Raw genomic sequence first — 25,453 nt, 5'->3', positions numbered from 1 at the left:
GGTCCCGCGTCTACTCCTCGCGGTCGTCGTCGGTCTCCTCGTCGTCACTCTCCTCGTGATCCGCCGCCTCGTCGCCCGCCGCCTCGCTCACCGAAACCTCCGTCTCGCGGTCCCGCCCCGACTCCCGCTGTAACTCCTCGGCCCGGAGTTCGGCCCGGGTGTAGGCGTCGTACACCGCGTAGAGCCACACCGCGGGCGCGAGGAGGAAGCCGATGAGGACCATCACCGAGGCGGTGGCGACGATGAAGCCGACCGCGAAGACGAGGCCGCGTTCGAGTTCGCGGTTGTACAGCTGTCCGAGGCCGGGGAAAACCGCAGACAGCACCGCCGCGATGAAGGGATTACCGCCCTCGAACAGGTCGTCGAGCGCCGAGTCGACCGACGACTTCGGCGGGTCGCGCTGCCGGACCCCGCACTCGGGGCAGATTTCGGCGCGCGCGTCGATGACCGCGCCGCAGTCGCGGCAGAACGCCTCGCCCGGGCCGCGTTCGCGAGTCGAGTCGTCCGCGGGGGTCGATGCCATATCTCCCCTCTGTCGGCAGCGGACGTTAGTCCTGTGGCGGTCGGGCGTCAGGACGACCCGCGGCCACGTCCGAAGGCCCCCTCACGCGGACCACCGCTCACACACAGTACAGAAACGGCTTCATCAGCGCGACGCGGTCGCCGTCTTCGAGTCGCGTGTCGAAGCCGTCGAGGTTCTCGTTGAACACGCCGTTGACGAGCACGCGGGCGTAGGGTTGCGTCTGCTCGCCTTCGGGGTTCTTCCGCCACGTCCCCGGCGGCCGGTCCACCCGCGCCCACCCCCGCGTCGTCGCGTCCGCCTCGCGCTCGGCGATGACCAGGTCGCGCACGTCGTACGCCGCGAAGAACGCCTCAAGGAACGCCCGGAGCGTCTCGCCCTCGAAGGTGAACTCCGTCCGGTGGGTGCCCGCGGCCGACCTGACGTGGCCGGTCAGTTTGACCTCGACGGTCGTCTCCACTCGCTCGGCTGTCGCCGCCGTCTCTCCTGTCGCCGCCGTCTCCGCCCGCTCGGCTGTCGGTATCTTCATGCGTCCTCATACGCGCCGGGAGAGAATGAGCGAGGCCCCGAACACGTTCGACCGCGAAACGAACAACCGGGGTGAACTGTTGCCTGCCGCACATCTAATTCGTCGGCGGGACGATTCAAAGGCGCAATGCGAATCGTTCCAACTCGCCTGTACGGTGCGGTCGTGCACAGCTCAGTGTTCCTCGGTGCGTCCACCATCGCCGAGGTGTTCGTCGCGTCCGCGCTCGCCGGCATCGGGCCGAACGTCGCCCTCGCCGTCGGCTTTCTCATCACCGTCGGCATCTACAACTTCGACAAACTAGCGGACCTCGACGCCGACGAAGAGAACTACGCGGAGCGGACCGCGTTCGTCGCCGCCCACCCGCGGCTGTACGCCGGCTTCTCGGCGCTCGCAGTCGTCGGCGCGCTCTGGCTCGCCGTCCGGCACGGCGGCGTCTACGGACTCGGGCTGACGCTGTTTCCGGGCGTCGTCGCGGTGTTTTACAGCGCCCCGGTCGTCCCGCTTCCGTCCGTCGACCGGCTCAAGGATATCTTCCTCGTCAACACGGCGTCGGTGTCGCTCGCGTGGGCGGTCCTCGTCGGCTTCGCCCCGCTCGCGGTCGCCGCGACCGCGCCCGAGTACGCCGCGGGCGCGGCCGTCGCGGCGGTCTGGTTCTTCCTCCGTTCGGCCATCTCGGTCGAGGTCCACAACGTCCGAGACGTGGCGGGCGACGCGCAGAACGGCGTCGAGACCCTGCCGACGGTCATCGGCGTCCGCCGGACGCAACTGAGCCTCTACGCGCTGGAACTGGTCTCGGTCGGACTCGTGTGGGTCGCGGCGCGAGCCGGTGTGGTCCCCGCGTGGGCCCCGTTCGCGCTCTTGCCCGCCGTCGCCTACTCGACGTGGATTACGTACGCGCTCACCGAGACGGACCGGTCGGTCGAGCGGCTCTGTACGCTCCGCGACGCGGAGGGTGTGCTGATGGCCGTCGGCGTCGCGGTCGTCGCCGCGGCCGTCGGAACCGGCGGTACGCTCGCGTAACGCGTCGGTCGGAGACGGGACACCCGAGACCGGCGCGGAGTCGGACCCCGGGCCGGGACAGTCGGACCCGGTTCTTGAATACTCTTTTGACATATGGTGTATAATTACCGTGGTAGTGACTCCGAACATCGAGTGGAGGGCCGTCGAACAGTTGGTGTTCGGAGGAGCGGTCGGTCCCCAGCTACTCACCCAGCCGGTTTCCCTCGTGGTCATCATCATCGGGCTGATGGTCACGTCCGGCGTCGTAAGCGGCTACGTCGCCCTGTTCGCGTGGCAACGGCGGTCGATGCCCGGGGCTATCGGGCTGGGCGTGCTCGCCCTCGCCAGCGGGTGGTGGTCGTCGGGCTACCTCCTCGAACTCATCGTCGCGGACGTGACACTCAAGCTCACGCTCGCTGACCTCCAGTGGGTCGGCGTGCTCGTGGCACCCATCGCCTGGTTCTTCTTCGCGTTCTCCTACGCCGGCCGGGACCGATTCACCGCTCGGCCGTCGCTTTGCGTCCTCTCGGTGCTCCCGGTAATCGGCCTCGTCGCCGTCTGGACCAACTCCCTCCACCACCTGATGTGGACGTCGGTCACCGTCGTTCCCGCGGTCGGCCGGGCCATCACCATCCTCCAGATGGAGTGGGGGCCGCTGTACTGGGTCGTACTGGGATACAGCTATCTGCTGTGGCTCGCTGGCGCGGTCGTCATCCTCCGAACGGCGCTCGATATGCCGGACATCTACCGGTTACAGGCGATCACGCTCGTCCTCGGGACGCTGATGCCCGTGCTCGGGAACTTCGCCACGACGCTCCTCGAACTGTACGGCGCGGCAATCGACATGACGCCCGCGGCGTTCACGTTTGCGGGGCTCGCCTGCACCGTCGCTATCAGCCGCTACGAGCTCCTCGAATCCCGACCGGTCCCCCGCTGGGTCGCCCGCGAGCGCGTCGTCGAGACGATGGCCGACGCGGTGGTCGTCACCGACACCAAGTGGCGCGTCACCGACGTGAACCGGGCGGCCGCGCGGGTTCTGAACGACACCGCGGACGAGCTCAAAGGCCGCCCCGTCGGCGACGTTATCGATGAGTTCTCGCCCGACCAGCGGGACACGGACCAAGTCACGGTCAGACTCGGGTCGAGCCAGCGGTACTTCGAACTCCGGACGAGCGCCTTCTGCGACCACCACGGCCGCGACATCGGCCACGCGCTCGTCTTCCGCGACGTGACCGACCGCCGACTGAACCTCCAACAGCTCGAAGTGATGAACCGCGTCCTCCGCCACAATCTTCGGACCGAAGCGAACCTCCTCGAAGGCTACGCCAACCTCGTCTTGGACGACATCGACGGCGGCGAGTTCGACGACGCGCGGGACCACGCGAAGACGCTCCAAGACCACGCGAAAACGCTCGTCAACATCAGCCAGAAAGCGCGAAAGCTCGGTGTGACCCGCGGCAGCGACGGGAACGGCGACGTGCAACTGCACCCCGCGGCCGTCCAGATACGCGCCGCCGCGGACGCCGTCCGCACCGACTTCGCCTGTGCGAACGTCCGACTCGTCGAACTCCCCGACCGCGACGTGGTCTGTGCGCCCACGCTCGAACCAATCGTCCGCGAGCTCGTCGAAAACGGCGTCCAACACAACGGGTCGTCGACGCCGGTCGTCTCCGTGACGGCGGGCTGGGAGGACGACGAACTCGTGATTCGAATCGAGTAATTGTACGCAGTTGCAGGTGATTTATCATCTAGAAGGCTTCGACACCAACGCTCAACGTGTGTTGGTGTCGCAAGAGCGTGATGACGCTGCAAATCACCCATATGTTCGAGCCAATGTGATCCGGCTCGATCAACGGCCTCGTTGTACCGTCGACCAGAGCCACGTCCGTACTCGTATTCCTCACAAAATTCAGTCCAAACATCTCGGTCTCGGTACGTCGGCCGATACCGTGACAGTCGGTGAATCTCAGGAATATCACCAATACGAGCGTATATTCCAACACGATCTATCGCAACTCTTGATTTCGTTCGTCTCATACGTAATCGTCGACCGAATACAGCCGACACACCTGTCGGCTGTTATAAAATTACAGTACGGTCATTCACCAGTGATAGCGATCAATTTCACGTCTCTAAAAGATCTCTCGTGATCGTACCAGCGTAGCTTATCGAAATAGATCCTAACAATAGCATAATTGAAGACGCTATGCCATGTCTACAGATAGTTGTCAAGATATACGAACAATACTCCCCAAACATACCCAATCGATGACGGTCCCAACTCTGACTGACTGGGAGTCCACAGGCACTCGCCGACCTCAACAGTGAGTGGTTCGGGATTAAGATGCAGCGATGCCTGACGAGAGCGCGGTCATCAACTACGGCCCGGATACACACAACCGAGCGGAGATCCCCCTTGCCGACGACTAAAAGATAAACCGCCTGCCGGCGATGTCGTCATATGGCTCCCCAGGTTCAGACGGTTGCGGTCGTCCTTCTCGTCTTCATCGCCGGCTGTTCTGGTGCCGGTGGCCCCGTCGAGACGGGGGCAACCGCGTCGCCGGCAGCAACACCCACGTCGACGCCGATTGCGACGACACAGACTCCCCAAACTGTCGCGTCGGTCAACGGGACACTCGAAGTCCATTTCATCAACGTCGGCCAGTCCGTCAGTACGCTCCTCGTCGCCCCCAACGGAGAGACGATGCTCATCGACACCGGTGATTTCCGAGATGACGGTGAACACGTGCTTTCGTACCTCCAATCGCACGGTATCGACCGCATCGACTATCTCGTGACCTCACATTCCGATGCGGACCATATCGGTGGGAACGCAGCTGTTATCGACTACTTCGAAACACAGGCAGACGGTATCGGTGCGGTGTACGACCCCGGAATCACCTCCACGTCGCAGACGTACGAGGCGTATCTCGACGCCGTCGAACAACACGACGTGCCGCTGTACCGGACACAGGCCGGCGACGAGATTCAGATGGGTGATGTGACCTCCCAAGTCCTGTCGCCGCCCGAGGGCTACCTGGCAAACGAAGACCGCAACGAGAACAGTATCGTCCTCATGACCCAGTTCGGGACGAGTCGGTTCCTGTTTACCGGCGATGCCGAACACGAAGCCGAAGAGTATCTCGTCGACACGTACGGCTCGAAGTTGCACTCGACGGTACTCAAAACGGGCCACCACGGCTCGGGTGGAAGTACGACGGCCCCGTTCTTGGCAGCGGCCCAGCCGAACGTCGCCGTCGTCTCGAGCGCGTATGACTCCCAATACGGCCATCCGAACGAAGAGACGCTGTCCCGGCTGGCAGCGCAGTCCGTTCCAACGTACTGGACGGCAACCCACGGCACGATTGTCTTCGAAAGCGATGGCCAGCGCGTCACCGTGCGTACCCAACGGGATGCACCGATCGAGCCAACACACCTCCGCGAGGGAATGCCAATTGGACCGGGGACGACTGGTGAGGTGACCGCCCGGACGACCATCACGACCAACGGAACGGTCGCGACGCTCACGCCAGTCGCAACCGACGGTGGGACTGAGACCGAGACACCCGCTTCGTCGCTCGCAGTCGCTGACGTCCACGCCGATGCTGCGGGGGTCGACACGGACAACCTGAACGACGAGTACATCGTCTTCGAGAACACGGGGACTGACATTCTCGATGTCTCCGGCTGGTCAGTGTCCGATGCCGCAGGCCGGACCTACACCTTCCCATCGGGGACGACACTCGACGCAAGTGCAACGGTCACCCTCCACACCGGAACTGGCACGGATACGTCAACAGACTACTACTGGGGCTTCGGGTCGGCTATCTGGAACAACGGTGGCGATACCATCACCGTGACGGATAATACCGGCGCGCTCGTACTCAAAGAGGCCTACGCATGATTCCAGACGGGACATACACGGCGACAGTCGACCGGTTCGAGGACGACCGCGCGGTGTTGCTCGTCGAAGCCGACGGTCGGGATCTCGACCAACTCGTCGTCGACCGCGACGAGTTACCATGGCGAGCGAGAAGCCAAAACGCGGTCTTGACGATTTCCGTCGCCGAGGGCGAATACGACGGTGGCCGGTACGAACCCGACGAGACCGACGCACGGACGAATGCGGCCCAGTCACGCTTCGACCGACTCTCGCGACGTCCGCCGGCCGCTGCCGACGAAGACGACGAAGACGACGAAGACAACTGAGCCAACAGCAGACGACTGTCGCCGCCGTTTCTCACGCCAGTTCGGTGAGTTCGACATAGCGTGCTCTGAGCGTTGGGACCGACACGTCCGCGAGTGCGGCGAGTTCGGTTTGTGTCGGGGCGACATCGTGTTCCGTTCCCGCGAGATAGAGACACGCCGCGGCGACGCCAGCCGGATTCCGCCCGTTCGTAATCCCATCCTCGTCGGCAGTTGTCGCGAGTTCGTACGCCCGCGATTGCACCTGCGAGGAGAGTCCGCTGTCCGACCCGAGCCGAGTAACGTACGTTCGAGCGGTGACGACCTGCGCATCGATTCCTAACTCGCTGTTGAGCGCCCGGTAGCCCGTCTGGACCTGGTCACACGAACAGCGCGCGACACTCGCGATTTCATCACGTGGGCGCGGCAGACCACGACGACGGCACGTCGCATAAAGGCTCCCCGCGGCAATCATCTCGACAGACCGCCCTCGGATGAGGTCTGCGTCCTGAGCACGTCGGTAGAGCTGACTCGCCTCTTCGATAAGACTCCACGAGAGGTCGAGTGCGCTCCCCATCCGGCTAATCTCACCGAGCGCCGTCGAGAGATTCCGCTCCGCTTTCGACTCGAAGCGTGCCCGCCGATGCTCGCGCCGAAGCCGGTGGAGTTGGCGTCGCTTCTTTCCTGACACCGTCCGTCCGTTCGCATCACGGTTGTAGCCGATTTCCGCTGAAACGCCTCTGTCGTGCCGCGTCGGGGTGAGTTTCCCACCCGTCCGTGGAACTGAATGTGGGTCCTCTTCGAACACGCGCGGTCCGTGCGTGTGGTCGAAATAGTACTGGTCGACGATGAGTCCACACCCCTCGCAAGCTGTTTCACCGCCATCCGTCCTCAGCCGTCCGTCACATTCGGGACACTCGCTGGCGTCGATGGATTTCCCGCACGATTCGTCGAAGGTTCGGTCGTAGATTTCTCTCAGAGACATGAGTGTCGGTCGTGAAGTGGCCTGATTCGCCACCCCGCACCCCTCAGGGTAAATAAAATTGGCTGCTAGCGCGTCGGGTGTCGTCGCGTCGACTGCGACCTACACCGGCTGGTTCGGACAGCCCTGCTCAAACCCGGACGGCTCGTTCCGTTCGTCTCCGCACTGGACACAGCGCCAGATGCGCCGCCGACCCTGGTCGAACTGCGTGAGTGTTTCGAGTGACGGTGCTCCGTCGTCGTCCCACTCGGTGACGACGAGAATCTCGTGTCCGGTCGGTGTTCGCTCGGCGATGCCGCTGTCGTGTTCGGTATGATTCGGTGCCATTGGAAGTACGAGGGAAGTTCCCCCGCACCCCTCAGGGGGTGATAAAACTCACCGCGAGGGCCCGAACGCACTCGTCTCTCGTCGCGACTCCGCCGCACACCGCGCGAAGCGCCCGTCCGGCTGAGGCAGGATACGCGTCCGGAGTTCGAATAACACCCGTCTCAGGTGCTTGCACTCGACACCGCGTTTCTGGTGGTCCGGACAGCTACACGTCCCCGCTGCGATATCGACCTCGTAGGTGTTCCCGCTCGATGACTCGACGTCGTAGCGCGGGCCGACGGTCCCGAACCGAATAGTCATCGCTTCGGTGAGTGCTTTCCACGTCCGTGAGTCTTCGACTGCGTAGCCCCCGTCGCTCACGAGCGGGCGGCCGGGTATCGAACGACACGGTTCGCGGAACTCGTCGCGCCGGTTTCGCTCGTGACCGCAGTTCCGACAGCGCCAAAACCGCGTTCGATAGCCGTCGCCATCGGAGAGTTCGATATCGTAGTCAGTTGGCTTGCTTCCTGGCAGCCACTCGGTCACACGGACGAGGTTGTGGCCGCGGTGAGTCGTTGACGCTGCTGACTGTCTGCTGGGTGGTCGTTGCGTTGTCATTAGAACGGCGAACGCTCGTGATGAGCCCCCGCACCCTGTGTGGGGGCGATAAAACGTCTCGGCGGTCGCTCACGCCCACCGGCCAAGCGACGTCTCGGTTGTCTCCGCGAGCGCTCGTTCGATTCGCGCCTGGGTCCAACCACACGGGGCCAATACACTCGTCGCCGCCCGAATCAGCGCCGTCTCGTAGAACCCCGCATCGTACGTCGACGGCGCTTCTTCGCGGAGCGCAACGCGTTCACGACCGCGCTTGTCGTCGTACGCTTCGAGTAGAGTGCAACTGGAACCTGTGCGGTTCTTCGGGAGTTACCCGTGTCTCCATACTACCGTACTCGTTGGTTCCCCCCAACTGCATCATCAATCGCCCCGAGTATCGACACCGTCACCGACCGAATCCGATTGAGCCGTTCGAGAACCGAATCGGCGTCCTCGCCCGCCCACGCAGCGAGGTAGAACGCTGAATTACACACATCCAACCCGAACTGCCGACCGACGAGATACGCGACTGCTTCCGCTTCGACTTCGCGCAGCGACCGCTCTGGGAGGATCGTCCGGTCTGCGTGCAACAGCCCATGAGCGACCTCGTGGACGAGCGTCGTCGCCATATCCGCCTCGTTCGGTCGCTGTCTGACTGCGACGCTTGGTCGGTGTCCCTGCGGGAATTCACACACACCGCGCGCCGCACCGTGGACCCACTCACTCGGAGACACGAGTGACACGTCCACCCCGAGCGACTCCGCCGCGGCACAGAGTATGGGAACGAGTCCGCTCGCGTCACCGTACGTGGCAGTCTCCAACGACGGAAGCGACTCGCCCGTCGTCTGTGACACGTCGAACACGGGGACCGGCTTGAACGACCTTAGTTGACTCGACCAGTCGGTGTACGGGACACCGTCACTCTCACAGTCGTCGTTGTGGCTGGACTTTGGTTTGCCACAGGCCGGACAGACTTTGGCTGTGATTGGAGCCCAGATCCAAATCGCCGACTCACCTTCCGAAACCTGTCTGTCGAACTCCGTTTGCCACGTTCGGTAGCCCGCGACGTGCGTCGCATCCGGACATTGCAGCGAGATCAGGAGAGCGTTCCGCGCGGAGTAATCGTGAAACTGGCTCTGGACGTCGAGCCACCGCTGGAACGCGTCGCTTGCGTGTGCGGTGGTCGTCTCGGCGAGAAGGTCGGCAATCCAGTCGTCGAGCGCGTCGTGCATCTCGTCGGTACGGGTGGGTGCGTCGCTGAACGTCGCTGTCTGCGTGGCTGTGTCTGGCTGTGACATTTCGAATCAGCAGGGCGAGTTGCCGCCCCGCACCCGAAGGGGGCAGATAAAATTCGGAGCGCGAATGGCCGTGGTTAACGGCTGTCCGAGAGACGCGTCTGGTGTATCTTAATCACGATTTTACTAATCATGATTTTACTATCTGAGTTGGTTAACTGGTGTTTGAGAGTTGAATCACTTGATGACCATTCTGAGGCGAACCTTACCCTAGTAGCGAGGTCACCAACTCTGGATTGGAAAAGTCGAATTAGTAGTTAGGCTGCCACGGCTGGTTACAATTCGGGCATCGATCCGGAGCCGTTGCAATGTTGTCGTATGACTGGACGTTTCCGCAAGAACTGCACATCATTTCCCGTGCCATGGCCGCTGCTACTGTCAGCAATTGACTAAGTTGTAGGGTAGTTGATGAGTCGGTTCTGTACTGGTTGCCTCCCAATGAGCGGAGAGACCTATTCCTGTTTTTGAGGTCGTGGCTGCGCGCGCAGCACCGCAGGTGCGAGCACGGAGCGGTGGATGGGGAGGTGGGGTCTGGGCTGGTGGATACGTAAAAAAAGAACACACCCGCCGGCGACGCCTACTCAGCCCACCACGCCTCGCGCGCTGGGAAGCTGATGTCGGACCACCCCGTCACAGCCACCGACACGCGTCCACCGTACCAGCTCTTTGCGACGTTCCGCAGCGTCACCCGCTCGCCTTCTCTCACAGCCGGTTTTCTCGACTTGGCCCAAATGGTGAATTTCGTCGTTCCAGTTTCGTCCTCGATGAGTCCCACTTGTTGAATCGCCGCGCTCGACGACTCCCACAACTGCGTAATCGTACCTTCAATCGACACTTCACGACGACTGACCTCACTGACCGCCGCAATCGGAATCACCGTCCCGGGTGCCTGTTGCAACTCCTCGAACACACCCACGACCGCGCTCATCATCGAGTTCCCGTCTGCGACTACTTCGGCCAGCCGCCGACTGATCGCTGCCCGCGACCACCCATCCAGTTTCGACTGCATCCGTGCCGCCTCCCTGTTCACAACGCCCAACTGTTCAGCCGTCAGTTGCTCACGCGGATCCACCTCCTCCGGGTCGGCCCACCGATTCACACACCCTGCGCGTTTCTTGAACGCACGCGTTGCTTCAATACTTGACTGCTCCACCGCCGTCGCCGTCCGCGCTTCCCGACTCGACATCTGTCTCCGGTCCCACCGTGCACGCGTCTGTTCGATCTCCCACTCACGCGCAGCCAGCCGCTCTTCTTCCGCGAGGGTCAGTCCCCGACTAACCGCTTCAGGATTGTTCAGGTCAACTTTGGCTTGAATCTCGAGTTCAACCGTGGGATGGAGCGCTGGCGTCTCATCGACTACGTCGTCGTCGACTGTCGAGGGGTGATTGCTGTGCGAAACTTCATTACGGAACTGTTTCTTACTACTCATTGTAGTTCTCTGAAAGGCGCTCACTCGGCGTCTTCTTCCGACACCACGACTCTCCAGCCGCAGCTTTCTCACAGACTGACCGACACCAATCGTCTCACGGCGACGCCGCCGCGCCTTCGCCGGCTTGTCCGGCGCGGCGCGTCGCCAACAGGTGTCCCCCACAGACGAGTACGGGGGTGAACCTCGAGGTGAGCGCGCGGTCAGGGCAGTCAATCCACCGACCCGCGGGTCGTCGACCCCGTGCAGGCCGTCCGTCGGAGACGCAACGGCTGAACCGGGACGACGAGACGGCAAGCGGGGGGTTGACAGTCCTGAACGGCGTCGCATACGGCCACAGCGAGGCCGCAGAGAGCGAGGACCCGCCGGACCAGCACCGCGCCCGGACCCGCACGAGCCTGTCCCGTCCGTCGCAGACGCAACGGAAACGCCTCGTGCGGCAGCCCGGTGCGGGCTGGATGCCCGCGGACCCACAGCTCGTCGCGGCCGAGTTTGAGCGCACGCCCGGCAGGCCGCACAGCCAGCCCTGAGTGAGCCCCGGACCGTGGCATACTGGGGGTGAGCACGGCGACCCCCAGTAGCCACCGCAGCCCGGACGAACGAGGGGTGAGGGCAATCGCCCGAACGGCGAGCAGCCCGCCCGGACCGCGCAAGCGGCCACGTCTGAACCAGCCGGCCGGCGGCGCGACCGCATCGAGGGAGCGCCGACCCAACGGCTGGTGAAGATGCAGCCAGCCCGGTCTCGGTCACGGCCCGGACGGGGGCCGAGCGCTCGCAGGCCCGCCCTCGGGGCTGACCGGTATCGGGTGGCTGCACCCGGCCCGACCCGGCCCCGCGACCGTGACCCGTCCGTCGCAGACGCAACGGCAGCGCGAAACGCCCGGGCCCGGCAGGAACGGTCTGCCCGCCGGAGCGCGCACAACCCGAGCAGTCGCCCCCAAGCGTACGGACGCGCGTCGCTGTTCACTTTGGGAGCGACGCTTGGGAGACGCCCACTACTCGGTCACGTCGTCGATGAACTGCTTGGAGAGACCCGACGTGACAGCCAGCAATATCGTCACATAGCTTCGGTGTGAAGTGTTCGTATGGGACTCGAAATTGATGAGGAGCGATTGGGGGCCGTCCTCGAAGCGCTTCCGACCGCTGCACACGACGGCGTCGGCCGACACGTCCACTTCACTCGCCAGAAGTACGAGACCATCTACGAAATTAACCCGAGACGATTGCTGGCGACCTCGACCGTGTGTTTGCGATTACGGTCCGGCAACGAGCAGGTTCCATTGGCACTCCCCGATTGACTGCCGCCCAAGAGCGGTTCGATGCTGGCGCGTTTCGTGCAGCGGAAACGCACGATGAGGCATACAAGTTACTGACTGCAATTGATGATGTTGGTCAGAAGATTGCGAACGAGTATCTCCGAAAAGTCGTTCACGCGTTCGAATTCCGGGACTCGTGGGTGGAGGATCTCCGCGTCCCGCTTGATACACACGTCACGAGAGCACTCATCGACCCGAAGTGTATCCACGAGAGCAATGGGAGTCGCACAGACCGAACGACGGTCGCCGCAGTTTTCAACCCTAATTCGGGGAGCAACCCATCAACACGAATCGCCGTCGACGACATGCAAGCGGCGTTCAAACGGGTCGCCGAAACACAGGGAACTGACCGAATCGCTTTCGACGAACTCTGGTCGGAACACAAGTTCTTCCTCTCGATTCCGGAGTTTCGAGACAAAAGCTGTCTGAGTGAGTTCCTCAACTCGCGGTGAAGATGTTGGGCCACGACGACTTTACTTCTGCATCACGTCTGAGAGACACGATGAGTCTACTTACTGCAGTCGTCGTGTTCCTCGTCGGCTTCGTCTCGGGGGTGGTGGTTCGAACAGTGGCCGGACTCGCAGCCATCGTTGCACTTCTGTTAGTCGTCTTCGGCGTGGCCGCGCCAGATATCGGCCTCATCAATTATATCGCGACACAGTACTACCAGGGGAATGAACTGCTCTTCCTTGCTGGACTCCTGTTTGGGATCGACGCCAAACAGACTCGGCGAGTCGTCGTCGACCGCGGAACAAGTTCGAAGTGATGTGAGGGGATTTCGGCCCTACTTGTTCACGTCACTGATATCCAACCGTTCGTGCACCTGTTCTGTCCGCGCCAGCAGTTGCGTGTACGCCGTCGTATTCCGGCCCGGTGGGGTCCGCGGCACGCCATCGAGTTCGTCGACGACGACGGCCGTCTGCAACAACAACTGGACGAGTTGCGCGGGGGCGACACCTTCGTCCGCGTAGAGGCGAAGCCACGCAAACAGTTCGAGTGTCATCTGTTGTTCGGTCGCGCTATCGACAGTCGTCTCCGTCTCGCAGTGGACACACATCGTGAATCAACACAGGCCAGAACACGCGCCTGCAGGGGTGCAGGCGCGCGATAAAACACCTCGGTGCGCCCCCACGAGCTGACCACAGACGTGACGGCTACCGACCAGTTACCGGGTGGGAGTGAACGGGGTCGCGGCGAGGACGAAGACGGCCGACTGTAGCACCGCAGGCCGAAGGCCGAGGCGCGCACGGAGGTCTTCGAGTCGTCGCCGCGGGGGCGTTCGAAGTCACACACGAACACAGCGAACAGCCTCGCGACCCGCTTCTCCACCCATCACAACCGCAACCAGCAAAACACCGACCACCCACCACGATTCTCGTCTGCTGCCACCGCACGCACCCGTGCTTCCACCGCCTGGCGAGCCGCACATTCACGAGGGGAATACTCAGGTGCGATTCTACACCCGTGATAGCGAGGAGAAACCGGGACGCACGCGCTACACCCACAGTTTCCAGGGATGTACATGGACGGCCTGCTCCCGTAAGGGTGTACTCGGTTGTAACCAGCGTGGGGGTGTAGCGAACCGGCATCGAGTCATTCAATTCACCCACACCAACAACCCGTTTTGCTCGGATACCTCATCTTCGACCACTCTCGGGACGTGTTTGGATTGGATACTAGTGCCGTTCGCTGGTGCTCACACTCGTCTGGGTGCCACTGTTCACGATTGGTGAGTTTCCTTGATCCCGGATACAATCCATCGTACGGGGGGTGTATCGCCTGTTTTCGGGAGTAGTTATTCGGACCTGTTGCGTCGCGTTCACCCGACTGACTCGTCGCGACATCTCCTTGTCTATCACCTCACGACAACCCCGTTCTCCCCGTGTTCGCTCGCCAGCACACGTCTCTCACGCGTTGCTCCACTCGCACTAGTGGCCGGCAATTGCCGACTTTGTGTAGGGTATTACGATGGCTGGGTTTGTTGGGTCGACATCTTGGCTGGAGGGGATGTTGTTGCGGGCATGTGCAAGGGGTGTAATCCAGTCGAAAGAGAGGTTGCTTCAACGTCCACGTATTCGACGGCTTCGCCCAACACTTGATGCTCTCGACCCATAGGACGTTCGTCACCAACGCCAGCGCAGCCGAGACGACCGAAGACGCCGTCGAACTGGCGACCGCGGGCGTCGCGGGACGATACGACTGGGCGGAGCGAGACGCCGCAGTCGCGGACTTTCGGTCGCGGCTCAACCCCGCGCTGACGAACGTCGAACGCGCGCGCCCCGGCGGCGTAGCGTTGACGACGAACGACTCGGCGGCCTCCGGGTGGGCGCTCAGGAACTGCCCCGACGGTCCGTCTCGGGAGTTCGGGCCCTGCGTCGCCGACGACGGCGTCGTGGTCCAAGAGCGCGCGGGCGAGACGACCGTCGTCGCCGTCCTCGTGGACGTTCGCATCGCCACGCCGCGGTCGCGGACGGACCTGACGGTTGCCGCGCGCCCGAACTGAACCCCATCGGCTCGGGTCGTCGCGCACCCCGATGGAGACCGGTCTACCGAGGCCATACGTTGACAATCAATAGTCTGACTAATCCCAAAAAGTATATGCAAATAGACTATTCAAAAGGAAAGAACCGAACAGACACAGACCGGCCGTGAAACATCCATAAGAAGCCAGTAATAGCCCATTATCGCGGGTTCAATAGGAGGATGCTAGTTTCTTCCGCATTGATGGCGTATCGAAATTCAGTCAGCCGAATATCGGCGTTTTGTGGGCTATGTGTCGTTTTTTCTCTTTTTACCCCTCCGACAGAGTCGATTCCCCCGACTCGAATTTATCAATTTTCACTATATCAAAGGAATTTGGTAATCGTTGTTCTGACTCGGGTGTGGAGCGACTCCGCGGCCGTGTCGGTCGGGTGTGCCTCCGGCCGACTCGAAGCGACTCAGTACGACAGCGTCCACTGGCGGTCGATGAGCCAGTCGTCCAACTTCCCGAGCGGGTCGTCGTCGACGTGCGTGCCGTGGCTCACGAGCACCGTCTCGATGTCGTAGTCGAACAGTTTGACGAGGTTCCGCTCGGCTTCCTCGTGGCTCAAGTCGTTGAACTGCGCCGCCGGCGGGACGAGGAATCCCGGCGGGAGACCGCGGCGGTCCGACCCCTCGACCACGTCGCCGGCGATGAACACGCCGTCGTCCTCCAACAGCAGGCCGCTGTTTGCGACCGTGTGGCCCGGCACCTGCACGATTCGAATCCCGCCGTCGAGCACGTCGTCGTGGCGGAAGTGGCGGTCGGCCTCGATGTCGAGCGCGTCGTAGAAGCCCTTCGCGCCGCCGGGGACGAGCAGTTCGGGGTCGAACGCATCCAACACGGCGGGCGTCCCGCCGAAGTGACCCTCGTCGCCGTGGGTGATGACGAGTCGGTCGACGCCGCCGAACTCCGACTCCAGCACGGACACTAACTCGTCGCCGTCGTCGGGGAATGCCGCGTCGACGAGCGTGGTCGTTCCGGCCGGTCGGTCTTCGATGACGAACACTCGGACGTGGTCGAACTGTATCGTGTACACTCCGTCTGCGACTGCTGTCACTGTCATGCGCGGTCGAGACTACGGCGAGTCGCGATAAAAAGGGAGACGCGCGTTCTCACGCGCGTGTAACGCGGCGGTCCGAAGCCGAGCCGACGAACCTGCGCGGCGGCGCTCCGGGCAGACTCGCGCCCCGACGGGCGCTACTCCTCGTCTGCGAGGGTCGAAACGACCGGGCACGACGCGTTCAGGAGAATCGACTGAGCGACGCTTCCGAACAGCATCTTTCCGGTGCGCGAGCGGCGTCGCGGACTCACCACGATGTAGCTCGCGTCCTGTCCGTCGGCGTACTCGATGACTTCGTCGGCCGGGTTGCCGACGAGTCCCACCGTCTCGTACGGAACGTCCAGTCCCGACACGGAGTCTTCGGCCATCTCGGCGGCGGCCGACCGAATCTCGTCCATATCCTTCGGCTCCTCGGCCTGCGCGCTCGTCAGCCCGAGGTCGATGAACTCCGAGCGGGTCAGCGCGTGGACGACGTGGACCGCTTCGTCGAACGCCGCCGCCAGCGATGCGGCTTCCGAGACAACGTGTGCTGATCGACCTGACCGGTCGACTGCTGCAACAACGACCATACCAGCGTGTACCACGGTGGGATATAATATCGTTTCGCCGAATCCCATTCGGAGCGACCACCGAGCGCCGCGTCGGCGCGATTCGCGGTTTCGGTTCGCGGTTTCGACAGCCAACGCGACACGTGAGTTCGACCGTCGAGCCGGATGTATTTCAACAGTATCGTAACTAAACCGAAATCGACCGAATCTCGTTACGGAGCTATGTCTGTAATTCCACTCCGAGTAGAACGAAAATTACCCCTGTCTTTCAACATCCTCGAAACGGAGCCGATCAGTTCAAGCGGGTCGCCCGCGACATCGACGCCGTCGCGTGGGGGTGTGAGAGACCGGAGTGAACAGAATGGAACCGGGAGCCGACAACACTCCGGCAGCCGTCGTGAGCCGTCTCGGTGTTAGCCTCGGGCGCGCGCCTTGCCTGCTGTCGAAGCACCGCACGCGTCGCGAGCGCCGAGCGGTGCGCCGTTCGGGTGCAACCGCGGGAGAAATCAGACGGGGAACGAACGCGGCGTGAGAAAAGCGTCGAGGGTGGCGGCGTTACGCGTTCGCGCGAATCGAGCGCACGGCGGGGAGCGCAATCGCACCCAGACCGAGCAGGATGATGACGAGGGCGATGGGACTCGTGAGGAAGATGGTCGGCGACCCGCCCGAGAGGACGAGCGACCGGCGGAGGTTCTCCTCCGCGATGGGCGCGAGGATGAGCCCGAGCACCATCGGTGCCAGCGGGTAGCCCCGTAGCCGCATCGCGTACCCCAACACGCCCGCGCCGAGCATAATCCACGCGTCGAAGACGTTGCCGCGGAGCGCGATGGCTCCGATGACACACAGCACGAGGATGACGGGCCAGATGTGGGACTTCGGGATGTTGATGAGGCGCGCCCAGTAGTTCGCGCCGAGCATGCCGAAGATGAGGATGAACACGTAGATGAGGAGGAACCCGACGAAGATGGTGTACAGCAAGACCGGCTCCTCTTGGTACAGGCCCGGACCGGGGTTCACGTCGTGGACCAACAGCGCGCCGATGAGGATGGCGGAGACGGAGTCGCCCGGGATGCCGAGCGTCAGCGTCGGAATCAGTGCGCCGCCGGTGCTCGCGTTGTTCCCGGACTCGGCGGCCGCGACGCCGCGAACGTTCCCTTCACCGAACGACGGGACGCTGTCTTTGAGCCAGCGGGTGGCCTCGTTGTACGTGATGAACGCCGCGATGTCGCCGCCCGCGCCGGGAATCGCGCCGATGAACGACCCGAGGATGCCCGACCCGACGCTGACCGGCGCGATGGACCGCAGGTCGGAAAGCGAGGGGAACACGCCGGTTATCTCCTGGTCGACGCGGTCGTTCCCGCTGTTGATGCCCTGAGAGTACTTGCGAAGTCCCTCGGCGATGCCGAAGAGGCCAATCATGACGGCGATGAACTCGACGCCGGTGAGCAGTTCGGGGATGTCGAACGTAAACCGGTGGAAGCCGGTCACGGGGTCGATGCCGACCGTCGCAACGAGCATCCCGAGCAGACCCGAGACCATGCCCTTGGTGAGCGAGTCGCCGCTCACGCTGGCGATGATGGTCAGTCCGAAGAAGGCGAGCGCGAAGAACTCCGGCGAGCGGAACCGGAGGGCGGCGTCGGCGATGACCGGCGAGAAGAACATCAGCGCGAAGACGCTGATGACGCCGCCGACGAACGACGCGATGGTGCTCACGCGAATCGCGCGACCCGCCTCGCCCTTCTGGGAGAGCGGGTGGCCGTCGAAGATGGTCGCCGCCGCCGACGGGGTACCCGGCGTGCGGATGAGAATCGCCGGAATCGACCCCGCGTACACCGCGCCGCCGTAGATACCCAACAGGAGAATCATCCCCTGACTCGGCTCCATCGTGAAGGTAAACGAGAGCAGGACCGCGATGGTCATCGTCGCGGTCATCCCCGGAATCGACCCCATGAGGATGCCGAGGAAGATACCGCCGACCATCAACAGGAGGATAAACGGGTCAGCGAGGTTGACGAGCGCCTGCCCGATGTATTCGACGACCATCAGAAGGTCACCACCAGTGGGAGCTGCGGCAGCAGTCGAGACACCGGGATGATACCCTCAGGGAGGCGAACGAGGAAGATGCGGCCAAAGATGTAGAACAGCGCGATGGGGAACCCAATCGACAGCACTGCGAGCAGCAGCTTCGAGTGGATGCTCGAGTAGTAGAGGACGACCGGCATGAACACCATGGTCGACACGAGGAACCCGAGGAGTGGCATCACGAGGACGTACGCGACGAGGAACCCCGCGACGACGGCCGCGGGCTTGAAGTCGAACTCCGAGATTTCGAGCTCCGTCTCGGACCCCGTCAGCACGTCGATGCCGGCGAAGAAGATGATGCCGACCGACACCGCAATCGGGAAGAACGACGGCCCGACGCCGTCACCCGACGGGAACTGGCTCGCAAAGAAGATGACGACGACCGAAAACAGGATGAAGAAGACTGACAGCGGACTTGAACGAACGCTCTCCAAGCCGATTCTATCAAGGACGGCCCCGACTTTCTGAATCACCATTATTTGTTCTGCCTCGTGGTATGATACCAAGCAATCGTATGTAATAAACATATTGGTCTTTCCCCGTCCGTTCGGGGCTGAAAGTCACGATTTCGACACGAGAGCTAAGTACGGTCGAGACCATCGTCCAGTCACCGTCGGAGACCGCCAGCGAGACTGGACAACCGCACACTGAAGCGTGGCCCGGCGGGCGGACGGTACGGTAGCGAAGCCGACATGTCCGCGGGCGACAACGCCGGGTTTCGCGCCCATCGATAGAATTAACCAGCGCTGCGAACTACCGTTCCACCGGAATGAGTGTTAGCAACGTCACCGAGGGTATCGACCAGATTCAGTTCGAACACGTCCGGGTCCTCGTCCTGAAGGACACGCCGACGGGGAAGACGACGCTCGTGGACACCGGCTTCGACGAGGACGGCGAGGAGCTCGTCGAGATTCTGGAGCGGGAGTACGGCGGCGTCGACCGCGTCATCATCACCCACGGCGACCACGGCCACCACGGCGGCCTCCCGTCGGTGATGGAGGCGTTCGACCCCGAACTCGTCGCGTCGGCCAACGAGTCGAAGCTCCACGATGCCATCGACTACGAGCCTGACGTGACGTTCACCGACGGCGACCTGCTCGACGGGAACATCCGCGTCATCGAGGTGCCGGGCCACACGAAGGCGACCTCGGCGCTCCTGCTCGAAGACCGCGACATCCTCATCTCCGGAGACGCCCTCGACGGGGCCGACCGCGCGGGCCTCCCGGCTGGCTACCTGCTCCCGCCGCCGGCGCTGTTCAACGACGACCACAAGGCCGCCGAAATCAACCTCTACGACCTGCTCCAGTACGACTTCGAGACGCTGCTCGTCTTCCACGGTTCGCACGTCTTCGAGGACCCCAAGGGCAAGCTCGACGACTTCCTCGTCGAGCGCGAGTGGGACCCCCGGCCGGAGTGACCCCGCCCCGTCGAACCGAGCGGCACCGGCGGTGTCACGATTCCCGATAGCCCACTTCGCGGCATGCTTTTCTGACGACCGACTGCGAAGCGGTCGCTCTGGACAGAGACAGGCGAGTGGTGAACGAGCTGTGGTGTGAAACGAGCCGTGGCTGAGAACTGAACCGCGGCTATGAAACGACGGCTGAGGGTGACTGCGAGCGAGACGGAATCGGTCGCCTTACTCCCGAAGGACCGAGACGTCGAACACCGGCTTGCAGGTCTCGCCGGCGAGGAACGCCTCGAAGGCGTCTTCGGACTCGGTGAGTCGGTAGCGGTCGTCGAGGAACGTGGCGTGGTCCACGTCGCCCGAGCCGATGAGTCGGAACGCCCGCTCGAAGTCCTCGAACGTCGCGCCGTAGGTACACTGGAGGCCGACCTCCGCGCGGACGAGCGGCGTGAACTCCATCGTGGTCTCGCCGGTCTGGCCGACGAGAACTATCTGGCCGCCCTTGCGGACCTGCTCGACCGCCATCGGCAGGCCCGACGGGTGGCCGGTCGTGTCGAACACCACGTCGAAGCCGACGCCGCCGGTCAGCTCGCGCTGGGTCGCGCTCAGGTCGTCTTCCTCGATGTTGACCGCGGGGTAGCCGAGTTCCTCCGCCAGCGGCAGTCGGTAGTTCGTGTCCCGACCGACGCCCGCGACGACGACTTCAGCGCCCTGCGAAGCGGCTACCTGCGCGCAGAGCAGCCCGATGGGACCGGGACCGGCGACGAGCACTCGGTCGCCGGCTTTGACCCGGGAGTTCTGAATGACCGCACGCGTGCAAATCGCCGTCGGTTCGACGAGCGCCGCGTGCTTCGGTTCGACGTTCGACGGGACCGACTGGAGCGCCGACTCGGGGACGGCGATGTAGCCGGCGTACGCCCCATCGAGGTCGATGCCGGTCAGGACCGCGTCCTGACAGATGCTCTCCTCACCGATTTGGCATTGGAAACACTCGCCGCAGCCGCGAATCGGTCGCTCGACCACGCGCTCGCCGACGGAAAACCGGCTGGCTTCGTCGCCGCGTTCGACCACGCGGCCGGTGTACTCGTGGCCGATGATGGTCGGCATCTCCATCCGCTCGAAGGCGGACTTGAACTTGTAGATTCCCGCGTCGCTCCCGCAGAGTCCGGCGTAGTCGACTTCGATGAGGACCTCGTTGGACGCCGGTTCGGGTGTCTCGACGTCGACGAGTTCCATAGCTCCGGGCTCTCGGCTCGTTTTGGCTAACCCGCGCATACATCTCCTTGAATACCGCCGGGGTATAAATCTACGCTCTTGGGGGAGAAGCTCGCGGGCAACGGTCGACACGAACGCGGGCCGTCAAGCGATGTCGCGAGCGCGAGTCCCCGCGAATCCTCCCGTTTCGGCCGGCGCTCGCGGGCGCGCGAAATCGTTCAGAACTGCACCGCGGTATCGACCGTCGCGCCATATTCGGAGCGACCACAATGCTTATTGTATGGATTGTTCAAACATTCGGGTACAATGGGAGACGACACCATTAGCAATCGGAGTGGACGGAGCGCGCTGAACAGACGGAACTTCATCAAGGCCGCCGGCGTCGGCGGGGTTGCGCTCTCGGCCGGCTGTCTCGGCAGCCTCTCGGGAGAGCAAGAGTGGCCCTCCCGTCCGGTCGAGGTTATCTCGCCGTGGTCCGCCGGGGGCGGAGCCGACCGAACGAGCCGCGCGGTCGCAGACGCGGCTGAGAACCACACCGATGTCTCGTGGAACGTCAGCAACCAGACCGGCGGCTCCGGCTCGGTCGGGATGAACGCGGCGGCCAACGCCGAGCCCGACGGGCACACCATCGGCTGTACTGCCCCCGAGATTGCGCTGTTCGAGCACCTCGGTATCGCCGACCTCAGCCCCGACGACATCACGCCCATCATGCAGTACACCGAGTTCCCCGCGGCGCTCGTCGTCAGCGAGGACGCCGAGTTCTCCACGCTCGACGAGTGGATCAGCTACGGGCAGGATAACACCCTGCAAATGGCGAACTCCGGGTTCGGGTCGTCGTGGCACATGGCGGCGGCCGGCATCGCCAGCGAGGCCGGCGTCAACGTCGAGCACATCTCCTACGAGGGTGCCGCCCCGGCTATGACGGCCGTCGTGAACGGCGAGGTCGACTGTACCGCGGTCGGCGCGGCCGAGGTCGCGCCGCAGGTCCAAGACGGCGGACTGTCCGCCCTCGGCGTGGCGTTCGACCAGCAGGTCGAGGCGCTCCCGAACACGCCGACGCTCCAAGACCAGGGTCTCGACATCTCCATCGGCTCGTGGCTCGCGCACTTCGCGCCCGCCGGCATCGACGACGAACTGAAGCAACAGCTCGCCGACGTGTACAGCGCCGTCTACGAGGACGACTCGTTCGTGGAGTTCATGGAGAACAACAACTTCATCCGCGTCGAACGCGGCCCCGACGAGCTTCAGGACTTCCTCGACCAGCAGTACGAGTTCTACGGCAACCTCGTCGACGAACTCGGCATCGAAGAGCAGTAACGCCGCACTCGAATTCCGACCCTCCCCCGCGACTGACCGACTCACCACGCGACACGTACCTGCGCCCTTCTCCCTTTCGTCGAACACCGGACCAGCGCGAGCGGCGTCGCCACCGACCGGGCCGCGCCCGCGACGCTGGCGCGGACCGCAAGCGTTCGACCGACCGATAGTTTAACGTGAATCGTCCGCATCGGGTCGAGTATGCACACGATAGAGCCCGACGTAGAGCGACCGGACCGCGAACTCGTCGAGGCGTTCGAGGAGATTCCGAGCACCATCGTCTCCGACGTGACCGGCAACATCGGACTGACCATGGACGCCGGCCTCCGGCCAGCCTACGACGGCGTCGAGATGGCCGGGACCGCGGTCACGGTGAAGGCCGCGCCCGGCGACAACCTCATCATCCACAAGGCGATTACGCTGACCGAGCCCGGCGACGTGCTCATCATCGACTGCGACGGCTACACCGACACCGGCCACGTCGGCGAACTGATGTGCACCTCGTGTCAGGCCAACGGCCTCGCCGGACTGGTCATCGACGGCGCGTACCGCGACAGCCGCGAAATCGCCGAGATGGAGTTCCCGGTGTACGGCCGCGGCGTCAATCCGCAGGGACCGCTCAAGCAGGACCCCGGCTCCATCAACGTCACCGTCTCCGTCGGCGGCGTCAGCGTCGACCCCGGCGACATCGTCATCGGCGACGACGACGGGCTCGCGGTCATTCCCCGCGAGGGAGCCGAGGAAGTCCTCGAACGCGCACACGAGAAGCTCAGCGCCGAAGATTCCGTCCGCGAGGAAGTCCTCGAGGGCGAGTACCTCTACGAACTCAACGGCTACGACGAACTGTTCGAGAACCTGACCATCGTCGGTCCCGAAGACTCGATTCAGTAACGTCACCGAAGACGCGGCGAGCCGCGACGACGACCGACTCGAACAGTCCGCACGTCGACTGTCATGCTACCCGCGCGACCCGCGTTTTTCCCGAACCCAGACCAGTCGCGAGCGACGCGTCGGCCACGCGACCCCGGCGGTCAGGACGTTCGACCCGCCGAACTCCAACATCGTTGAAACGAATCGGTGCTATTAGGGACGCGGTGGCCCATCGTCAAGTCATGACGAACTCCACCGGGTCGGGCTCGCGGCGGATACAGAGCGTCGAACAGGCGTTCGACATCATCCGATATCTCCGCGAAGTCGACGGCGCGACGCTGTCGGAGACCGCCGAGGACATGGAGCTGCCGGTCAGCACGGCGCACATCCATCTGGCGACGCTCGTGGACACCGACTACGTCGTCAAGGTCGGAAGCGAGTACCATTGCAGCCTGCGGTTCCTCGAGATGGGCGGGTCGATGCGCGACGGGATGGCGCTGTACCGGGTCGCCAAGCCGGAACTCGACGAACTGAAAGAACAGACCGGCGAGCACACCAACGTGACGGTCGAGCAAAACGGGTTCGCCGTCCAGCTCTACAAGGCCCAGAGCCCGGAGTCCATCGACGACGACGCGCCGCTCGGCGACCACCTCTACCTCCACTCGACGGCGACGGGGAAGGCGATGCTCGCGAAGCACTCGCGGGACGAGGTCGACCGCATCGTCGACCGCCGCGGCCTCCCGGCCCTGACCGACGACACCATCACCGACCGCGAGGCGCTCCACGAGGAACTCGCGGAGATTCGCGACCGGGGCTACTCCATCAACCGCGGCGAACACTACCCCGGCGTCTGCGCGGTCGGCACCGCCATCGTCTCCGAGCCGGACGACGCCGTCGGCGCGATAAGCATCAGCGGACCGATGAGCCGCATCGAGGACGGCCGCATCGAAGAAGAACTCGGCCCGGCGCTCCTGAACAAGAAGAACATCATCGAGCTGAAAATCAAGCAGTACTGAGCGGGCGACCGAAGCGCCGTCGGCCGCGGTCGCTGCGCTCGGCGGCGATCTCCCGTCGTCTCACTCGGGAGGGCTGTCCCACTCGGAGCCGTCGTCGGCCGGTTCGTAGTCGAGGACCGCCTTCGCGTGGTCGGTGTCGAACCAGCGAGCCTTGTTGCCGCTCACCGCGTAGAACGTGTCGTAGGTGACCGAGTCGTCTTCGAGACAGCATTCGAGCAGGTGCGCGAAGTCACGCTGCGAGGTCCACGTCGCCTTGAGCCGCTTGACCATCTCCTCGTACTCGTCGCTCCCGCGCTCCCACGAGCCCGTCTGTGACTGGTCCCACACCTCGCCGTCCTCGACTTTGTGCTCGTCGCCGCGGTCGACGCCGCGCTCAGCGTCGCCGTAGGGGTGGTCGTACTGCTCGGTCCGCACGCTGGAGATGCGAATCGAGTAGACCTGGCTCGGCGCGCCGTCGCGGCGGGCGTGCGTCCGGCAGATGTGCTCGCCGAACATCTTCGAGGCACCGTAGTAGCCGTCGGGCTTCGGGAGCGTCTCGTGGGTGAGCCGAAGCGGGTCGTACTCGCTGGGATAGTCCTCCTCGTAGAGGTCGGGCGCGAGGTCCTCCTCGTACAGCCCCATCACGCGCTGGGAGGAGGCGTAGATGAGCTTCTCGACGCCGGCGTCCTCCATCGCCTTGAGGACGTTGTACGTGCCCATGATATTCGGCTCGATGATATCCTCGAAGGCCGCGCCCGCGTCGGACTGCGCGGCGAGGTGGATGACGGCGTCCTGCCCGTCGAACGCCGGGCGGATAGCCTCGTAATCCGCGATGTCTGCGACGAACGTCTCGTACTCCGGGTGTTCGGTCCGGTCGAGATACGTGAACTCGTACTCGTCGCGTTCCGCGAGGTGGTTGAGAATCGCTTCGCCCGCCTCACCGAACGGACCCGTGACTAGGACTTGCTGCGTAACCATCGATACTGAGGGATACGGAACTCCCCGATTTAAATCTTGGTGGCGGCGGTAAGTTCGTCTCGCTCGGAAACGCGCCGCTTCGACCGTCCGTATTTCGACATCGTTGAAACAAATATGGTCTGTAAGACCATGATAATTACAGGATTAAGTTTGTCATAGTTATCCGCGAAACGCCGTCGTCGACCGAGATTCGTGACTCTCGGATGGTTCCAACATTGTCAAAACGGCGGCGTGCGTGACTGTGTGTCGGGTTTCGAGGGACTGACAGGTGACGGCGAAACGCGCTCGGCGGGGAACTATTTTTATA

Annotated in this window: 24 protein-coding genes and 1 pseudogene; 11 read left to right on the top strand and 14 right to left on the bottom strand. The window is 63.5% G+C overall.

The window, feature by feature from the left end; all coding sequences use genetic code 11:
- Positions 1-10 precede the first annotated feature (10 nt).
- Together E4P24_RS03515 and E4P24_RS03510 are read right to left on the bottom strand one after the other, a co-directional pair.
- Positions 11-523: a zinc ribbon domain-containing protein gene (locus tag E4P24_RS03515; RefSeq protein ID WP_188148120.1), complete on the bottom strand. Its 513-nt coding sequence runs from the start codon at positions 521-523 to the stop codon at positions 11-13.
- 97 nt (positions 524-620) lie between these two features.
- Positions 621-1,049, bottom strand: coding sequence for a MoaD/ThiS family protein (locus E4P24_RS03510; RefSeq protein ID WP_013035499.1), 429 nt, complete (start codon positions 1,047-1,049; stop codon positions 621-623).
- A 126-nt stretch (positions 1,050-1,175) separates the two neighbouring features.
- Between E4P24_RS03510 and E4P24_RS03505 the strand changes: the two genes are divergently transcribed.
- From E4P24_RS03505 to E4P24_RS03490, 4 genes are all read left to right on the top strand, one after another.
- Positions 1,176-2,069 carry a UbiA family prenyltransferase gene (locus tag E4P24_RS03505; RefSeq protein WP_004065117.1) on the top strand — a complete coding sequence of 298 codons (894 nt, stop codon included), beginning with the start codon at positions 1,176-1,178 and terminating at the stop codon, positions 2,067-2,069.
- 115 nt (positions 2,070-2,184) lie between these two features.
- A complete protein-coding gene (locus E4P24_RS03500; protein ID WP_345776362.1) occupies positions 2,185-3,768 on the top strand; it encodes a histidine kinase N-terminal 7TM domain-containing protein in 1,584 nt (527 codons plus the stop codon).
- A 741-nt stretch (positions 3,769-4,509) separates the two neighbouring features.
- Complete coding sequence (locus E4P24_RS03495) at positions 4,510-5,952, top strand: lamin tail domain-containing protein (protein WP_006600651.1); 1,443 nt, start codon at positions 4,510-4,512, stop codon at positions 5,950-5,952.
- Entirely contained in the window at positions 5,949-6,257 is a 309-nt protein-coding gene (locus E4P24_RS03490; RefSeq protein WP_115891367.1) for a DUF3006 domain-containing protein, read from the top strand. Before E4P24_RS03495 ends, E4P24_RS03490 begins: the two co-directional genes overlap by 4 nt.
- Before the next feature lie 31 nt (positions 6,258-6,288).
- On the opposite strand, the gene E4P24_RS03485 is transcribed toward E4P24_RS03490, so the two are convergent.
- The 5 genes from E4P24_RS03485 to E4P24_RS03465 form a co-directional block, all read right to left on the bottom strand.
- Entirely contained in the window at positions 6,289-7,218 is a 930-nt protein-coding gene (locus E4P24_RS03485) for a transcription initiation factor IIB family protein (protein WP_049896132.1), read from the bottom strand.
- 99 nt (positions 7,219-7,317) lie between these two features.
- Complete coding sequence (locus E4P24_RS03480; protein WP_006600654.1) at positions 7,318-7,542, bottom strand: hypothetical protein; 225 nt, start codon at positions 7,540-7,542, stop codon at positions 7,318-7,320.
- A 48-nt stretch (positions 7,543-7,590) separates the two neighbouring features.
- On the bottom strand, positions 7,591-7,842 hold the full coding sequence (locus E4P24_RS18965) for an SWIM zinc finger family protein (RefSeq protein ID WP_223173879.1): 252 nt from the start codon (positions 7,840-7,842) through the stop codon (positions 7,591-7,593).
- A 620-nt stretch (positions 7,843-8,462) separates the two neighbouring features.
- Positions 8,463-9,347, bottom strand: coding sequence for a DUF955 domain-containing protein (locus tag E4P24_RS03470; RefSeq protein WP_081606153.1), 885 nt, complete (start codon positions 9,345-9,347; stop codon positions 8,463-8,465).
- A 640-nt stretch (positions 9,348-9,987) separates the two neighbouring features.
- Positions 9,988-10,839: a DNA-binding protein gene (locus E4P24_RS03465; RefSeq protein WP_188148119.1), complete on the bottom strand. Its 852-nt coding sequence runs from the start codon at positions 10,837-10,839 to the stop codon at positions 9,988-9,990.
- 1,291 nt (positions 10,840-12,130) lie between these two features.
- On the opposite strand from E4P24_RS03465, the gene E4P24_RS03455 reads away from it, so the two are divergent.
- Together E4P24_RS03455 and E4P24_RS03450 are read left to right on the top strand one after the other, a co-directional pair.
- Entirely contained in the window at positions 12,131-12,604 is a 474-nt protein-coding gene (locus E4P24_RS03455) for a hypothetical protein (protein ID WP_223173878.1), read from the top strand.
- Positions 12,605-12,654: 50 nt separating this feature from the next.
- Positions 12,655-12,918 (top strand): hypothetical protein, encoded by a 264-nt coding sequence (locus E4P24_RS03450; RefSeq protein ID WP_049896150.1) that lies wholly within the window; start codon positions 12,655-12,657, stop codon positions 12,916-12,918.
- Between the two features lie 18 nt (positions 12,919-12,936).
- Here the strand turns inward: E4P24_RS03450 and E4P24_RS03445 are convergent, their stop codons facing one another.
- Positions 12,937-13,155 (bottom strand): hypothetical protein, encoded by a 219-nt coding sequence (locus E4P24_RS03445; RefSeq protein WP_115802713.1) that lies wholly within the window; start codon positions 13,153-13,155, stop codon positions 12,937-12,939.
- 1,140 nt (positions 13,156-14,295) lie between these two features.
- Between E4P24_RS03445 and E4P24_RS03440 the strand changes: the two are divergent.
- A pseudogene (locus E4P24_RS03440) lies at positions 14,296-14,655 on the top strand (hypothetical protein); the annotation flags it as partial.
- A gap of 436 nt (positions 14,656-15,091) precedes the next feature.
- Here E4P24_RS03440 and E4P24_RS03435 read toward each other — a convergent pair.
- The 4 genes from E4P24_RS03435 to E4P24_RS03420 all read right to left on the bottom strand — a co-directional run bounded on the left by E4P24_RS03435 (position 15,092) and on the right by E4P24_RS03420 (position 18,842).
- Positions 15,092-15,739 (bottom strand): MBL fold metallo-hydrolase, encoded by a 648-nt coding sequence (locus E4P24_RS03435; RefSeq protein WP_049896133.1) that lies wholly within the window; start codon positions 15,737-15,739, stop codon positions 15,092-15,094.
- A 134-nt stretch (positions 15,740-15,873) separates the two neighbouring features.
- Positions 15,874-16,305, bottom strand: coding sequence for a universal stress protein (locus E4P24_RS03430; protein WP_004044322.1), 432 nt, complete (start codon positions 16,303-16,305; stop codon positions 15,874-15,876).
- A gap of 534 nt (positions 16,306-16,839) precedes the next feature.
- Positions 16,840-18,327, bottom strand: coding sequence for a tripartite tricarboxylate transporter permease (locus E4P24_RS03425; RefSeq protein ID WP_006600663.1), 1,488 nt, complete (start codon positions 18,325-18,327; stop codon positions 16,840-16,842).
- Positions 18,327-18,842 carry a tripartite tricarboxylate transporter TctB family protein gene (locus E4P24_RS03420; RefSeq protein WP_006600664.1) on the bottom strand — a complete coding sequence of 172 codons (516 nt, stop codon included), beginning with the start codon at positions 18,840-18,842 and terminating at the stop codon, positions 18,327-18,329. The genes E4P24_RS03425 and E4P24_RS03420 overlap by 1 nt, the downstream gene beginning before the upstream one ends.
- A gap of 293 nt (positions 18,843-19,135) precedes the next feature.
- On the opposite strand from E4P24_RS03420, the gene E4P24_RS03415 reads away from it, so the two are divergent.
- Positions 19,136-19,783, top strand: a complete 648-nt coding sequence (locus E4P24_RS03415; protein WP_006600665.1) for an MBL fold metallo-hydrolase — start codon at positions 19,136-19,138, stop codon at positions 19,781-19,783.
- A 219-nt stretch (positions 19,784-20,002) separates the two neighbouring features.
- Here E4P24_RS03415 and E4P24_RS03410 read toward each other — a convergent pair whose 3' ends face one another.
- On the bottom strand, positions 20,003-21,046 hold the full coding sequence (locus E4P24_RS03410) for a zinc-binding dehydrogenase (RefSeq protein WP_188148118.1): 1,044 nt from the start codon (positions 21,044-21,046) through the stop codon (positions 20,003-20,005).
- A gap of 246 nt (positions 21,047-21,292) precedes the next feature.
- Here E4P24_RS03410 and E4P24_RS03405 point away from each other — a divergent pair, with 246 nt between their 5' ends.
- The 3 genes from E4P24_RS03405 (at position 21,293) to E4P24_RS03395 (ending at position 24,189) form a co-directional block, all read left to right on the top strand.
- Positions 21,293-22,303, top strand: a complete 1,011-nt coding sequence (locus E4P24_RS03405) for a tripartite tricarboxylate transporter substrate binding protein (RefSeq protein ID WP_004044327.1) — start codon at positions 21,293-21,295, stop codon at positions 22,301-22,303.
- Positions 22,304-22,504: 201 nt separating this feature from the next.
- The gene (locus E4P24_RS03400; RefSeq protein ID WP_004065137.1) at positions 22,505-23,194 is read left to right on the top strand and encodes a 4-carboxy-4-hydroxy-2-oxoadipate aldolase/oxaloacetate decarboxylase; all 690 of its coding nucleotides are present in this window, start codon (positions 22,505-22,507) and stop codon (positions 23,192-23,194) included.
- Between the two features lie 221 nt (positions 23,195-23,415).
- The gene (locus tag E4P24_RS03395) at positions 23,416-24,189 is read left to right on the top strand and encodes an IclR family transcriptional regulator (RefSeq protein ID WP_188148117.1); all 774 of its coding nucleotides are present in this window, start codon (positions 23,416-23,418) and stop codon (positions 24,187-24,189) included.
- Between the two features lie 60 nt (positions 24,190-24,249).
- On the opposite strand, the gene E4P24_RS03390 is transcribed toward E4P24_RS03395, so the two are convergent.
- Complete coding sequence (locus E4P24_RS03390; protein ID WP_004065139.1) at positions 24,250-25,146, bottom strand: NAD(P)-dependent oxidoreductase; 897 nt, start codon at positions 25,144-25,146, stop codon at positions 24,250-24,252.
- Positions 25,147-25,453: the final 307 nt, after the last annotated feature.

The sequence above is a fragment of the Haloferax sp. AS1 genome, from assembly GCF_014530665.1.
GTDB lineage: Archaea > Halobacteriota > Halobacteria > Halobacteriales > Haloferacaceae > Haloferax > Haloferax volcanii.
The sequence above is the reverse complement of the archived record's forward strand: the minus strand, read 5'-3'. Positions and strand labels throughout refer to the sequence as shown.

Bases quoted from the DNA above. Each gene is read 5' to 3' on its own strand.
- E4P24_RS03515 (WP_188148120.1), bottom strand. From the start codon at position 523: ATGGCATCGACCCCCGCGGACGACTCGACTCGCGAACGCGGCCCGGGC.
- E4P24_RS03490 (WP_115891367.1), top strand. From the start codon at position 5,949: ATGATTCCAGACGGGACATACACGGCGACAGTCGACCGGTTCGAGGAC.
- E4P24_RS03405 (WP_004044327.1), top strand. From the start codon at position 21,293: ATGGGAGACGACACCATTAGCAATCGGAGTGGACGGAGCGCGCTGAAC.
- E4P24_RS03485 (WP_049896132.1), bottom strand. From the start codon at position 7,218: ATGTCTCTGAGAGAAATCTACGACCGAACCTTCGACGAATCGTGCGGG.
- E4P24_RS03430 (WP_004044322.1), bottom strand. From the start codon at position 16,305: ATGGTCGTTGTTGCAGCAGTCGACCGGTCAGGTCGATCAGCACACGTT.
- E4P24_RS03395 (WP_188148117.1), top strand. From the start codon at position 23,416: ATGACGAACTCCACCGGGTCGGGCTCGCGGCGGATACAGAGCGTCGAA.
- E4P24_RS03425 (WP_006600663.1), bottom strand. From the start codon at position 18,327: ATGGTCGTCGAATACATCGGGCAGGCGCTCGTCAACCTCGCTGACCCG.
- E4P24_RS03400 (WP_004065137.1), top strand. From the start codon at position 22,505: ATGCACACGATAGAGCCCGACGTAGAGCGACCGGACCGCGAACTCGTC.
- E4P24_RS03410 (WP_188148118.1), bottom strand. From the start codon at position 21,046: ATGCGCGGGTTAGCCAAAACGAGCCGAGAGCCCGGAGCTATGGAACTC.
- E4P24_RS03435 (WP_049896133.1), bottom strand. From the start codon at position 15,739: ATGACAGTGACAGCAGTCGCAGACGGAGTGTACACGATACAGTTCGAC.
- E4P24_RS03415 (WP_006600665.1), top strand. From the start codon at position 19,136: ATGAGTGTTAGCAACGTCACCGAGGGTATCGACCAGATTCAGTTCGAA.
- E4P24_RS03445 (WP_115802713.1), bottom strand. From the start codon at position 13,155: ATGACACTCGAACTGTTTGCGTGGCTTCGCCTCTACGCGGACGAAGGT.
- E4P24_RS03390 (WP_004065139.1), bottom strand. From the start codon at position 25,146: ATGGTTACGCAGCAAGTCCTAGTCACGGGTCCGTTCGGTGAGGCGGGC.
- E4P24_RS03465 (WP_188148119.1), bottom strand. From the start codon at position 10,839: ATGAGTAGTAAGAAACAGTTCCGTAATGAAGTTTCGCACAGCAATCAC.
- E4P24_RS03505 (WP_004065117.1), top strand. From the start codon at position 1,176: ATGCGAATCGTTCCAACTCGCCTGTACGGTGCGGTCGTGCACAGCTCA.
- E4P24_RS03450 (WP_049896150.1), top strand. From the start codon at position 12,655: ATGAGTCTACTTACTGCAGTCGTCGTGTTCCTCGTCGGCTTCGTCTCG.
- E4P24_RS03495 (WP_006600651.1), top strand. From the start codon at position 4,510: ATGGCTCCCCAGGTTCAGACGGTTGCGGTCGTCCTTCTCGTCTTCATC.
- E4P24_RS03420 (WP_006600664.1), bottom strand. From the start codon at position 18,842: ATGGTGATTCAGAAAGTCGGGGCCGTCCTTGATAGAATCGGCTTGGAG.
- E4P24_RS03480 (WP_006600654.1), bottom strand. From the start codon at position 7,542: ATGGCACCGAATCATACCGAACACGACAGCGGCATCGCCGAGCGAACA.
- E4P24_RS03510 (WP_013035499.1), bottom strand. From the start codon at position 1,049: ATGAAGATACCGACAGCCGAGCGGGCGGAGACGGCGGCGACAGGAGAG.
- E4P24_RS18965 (WP_223173879.1), bottom strand. From the start codon at position 7,842: ATGACTATTCGGTTCGGGACCGTCGGCCCGCGCTACGACGTCGAGTCA.
- E4P24_RS03470 (WP_081606153.1), bottom strand. From the start codon at position 9,347: ATGCACGACGCGCTCGACGACTGGATTGCCGACCTTCTCGCCGAGACG.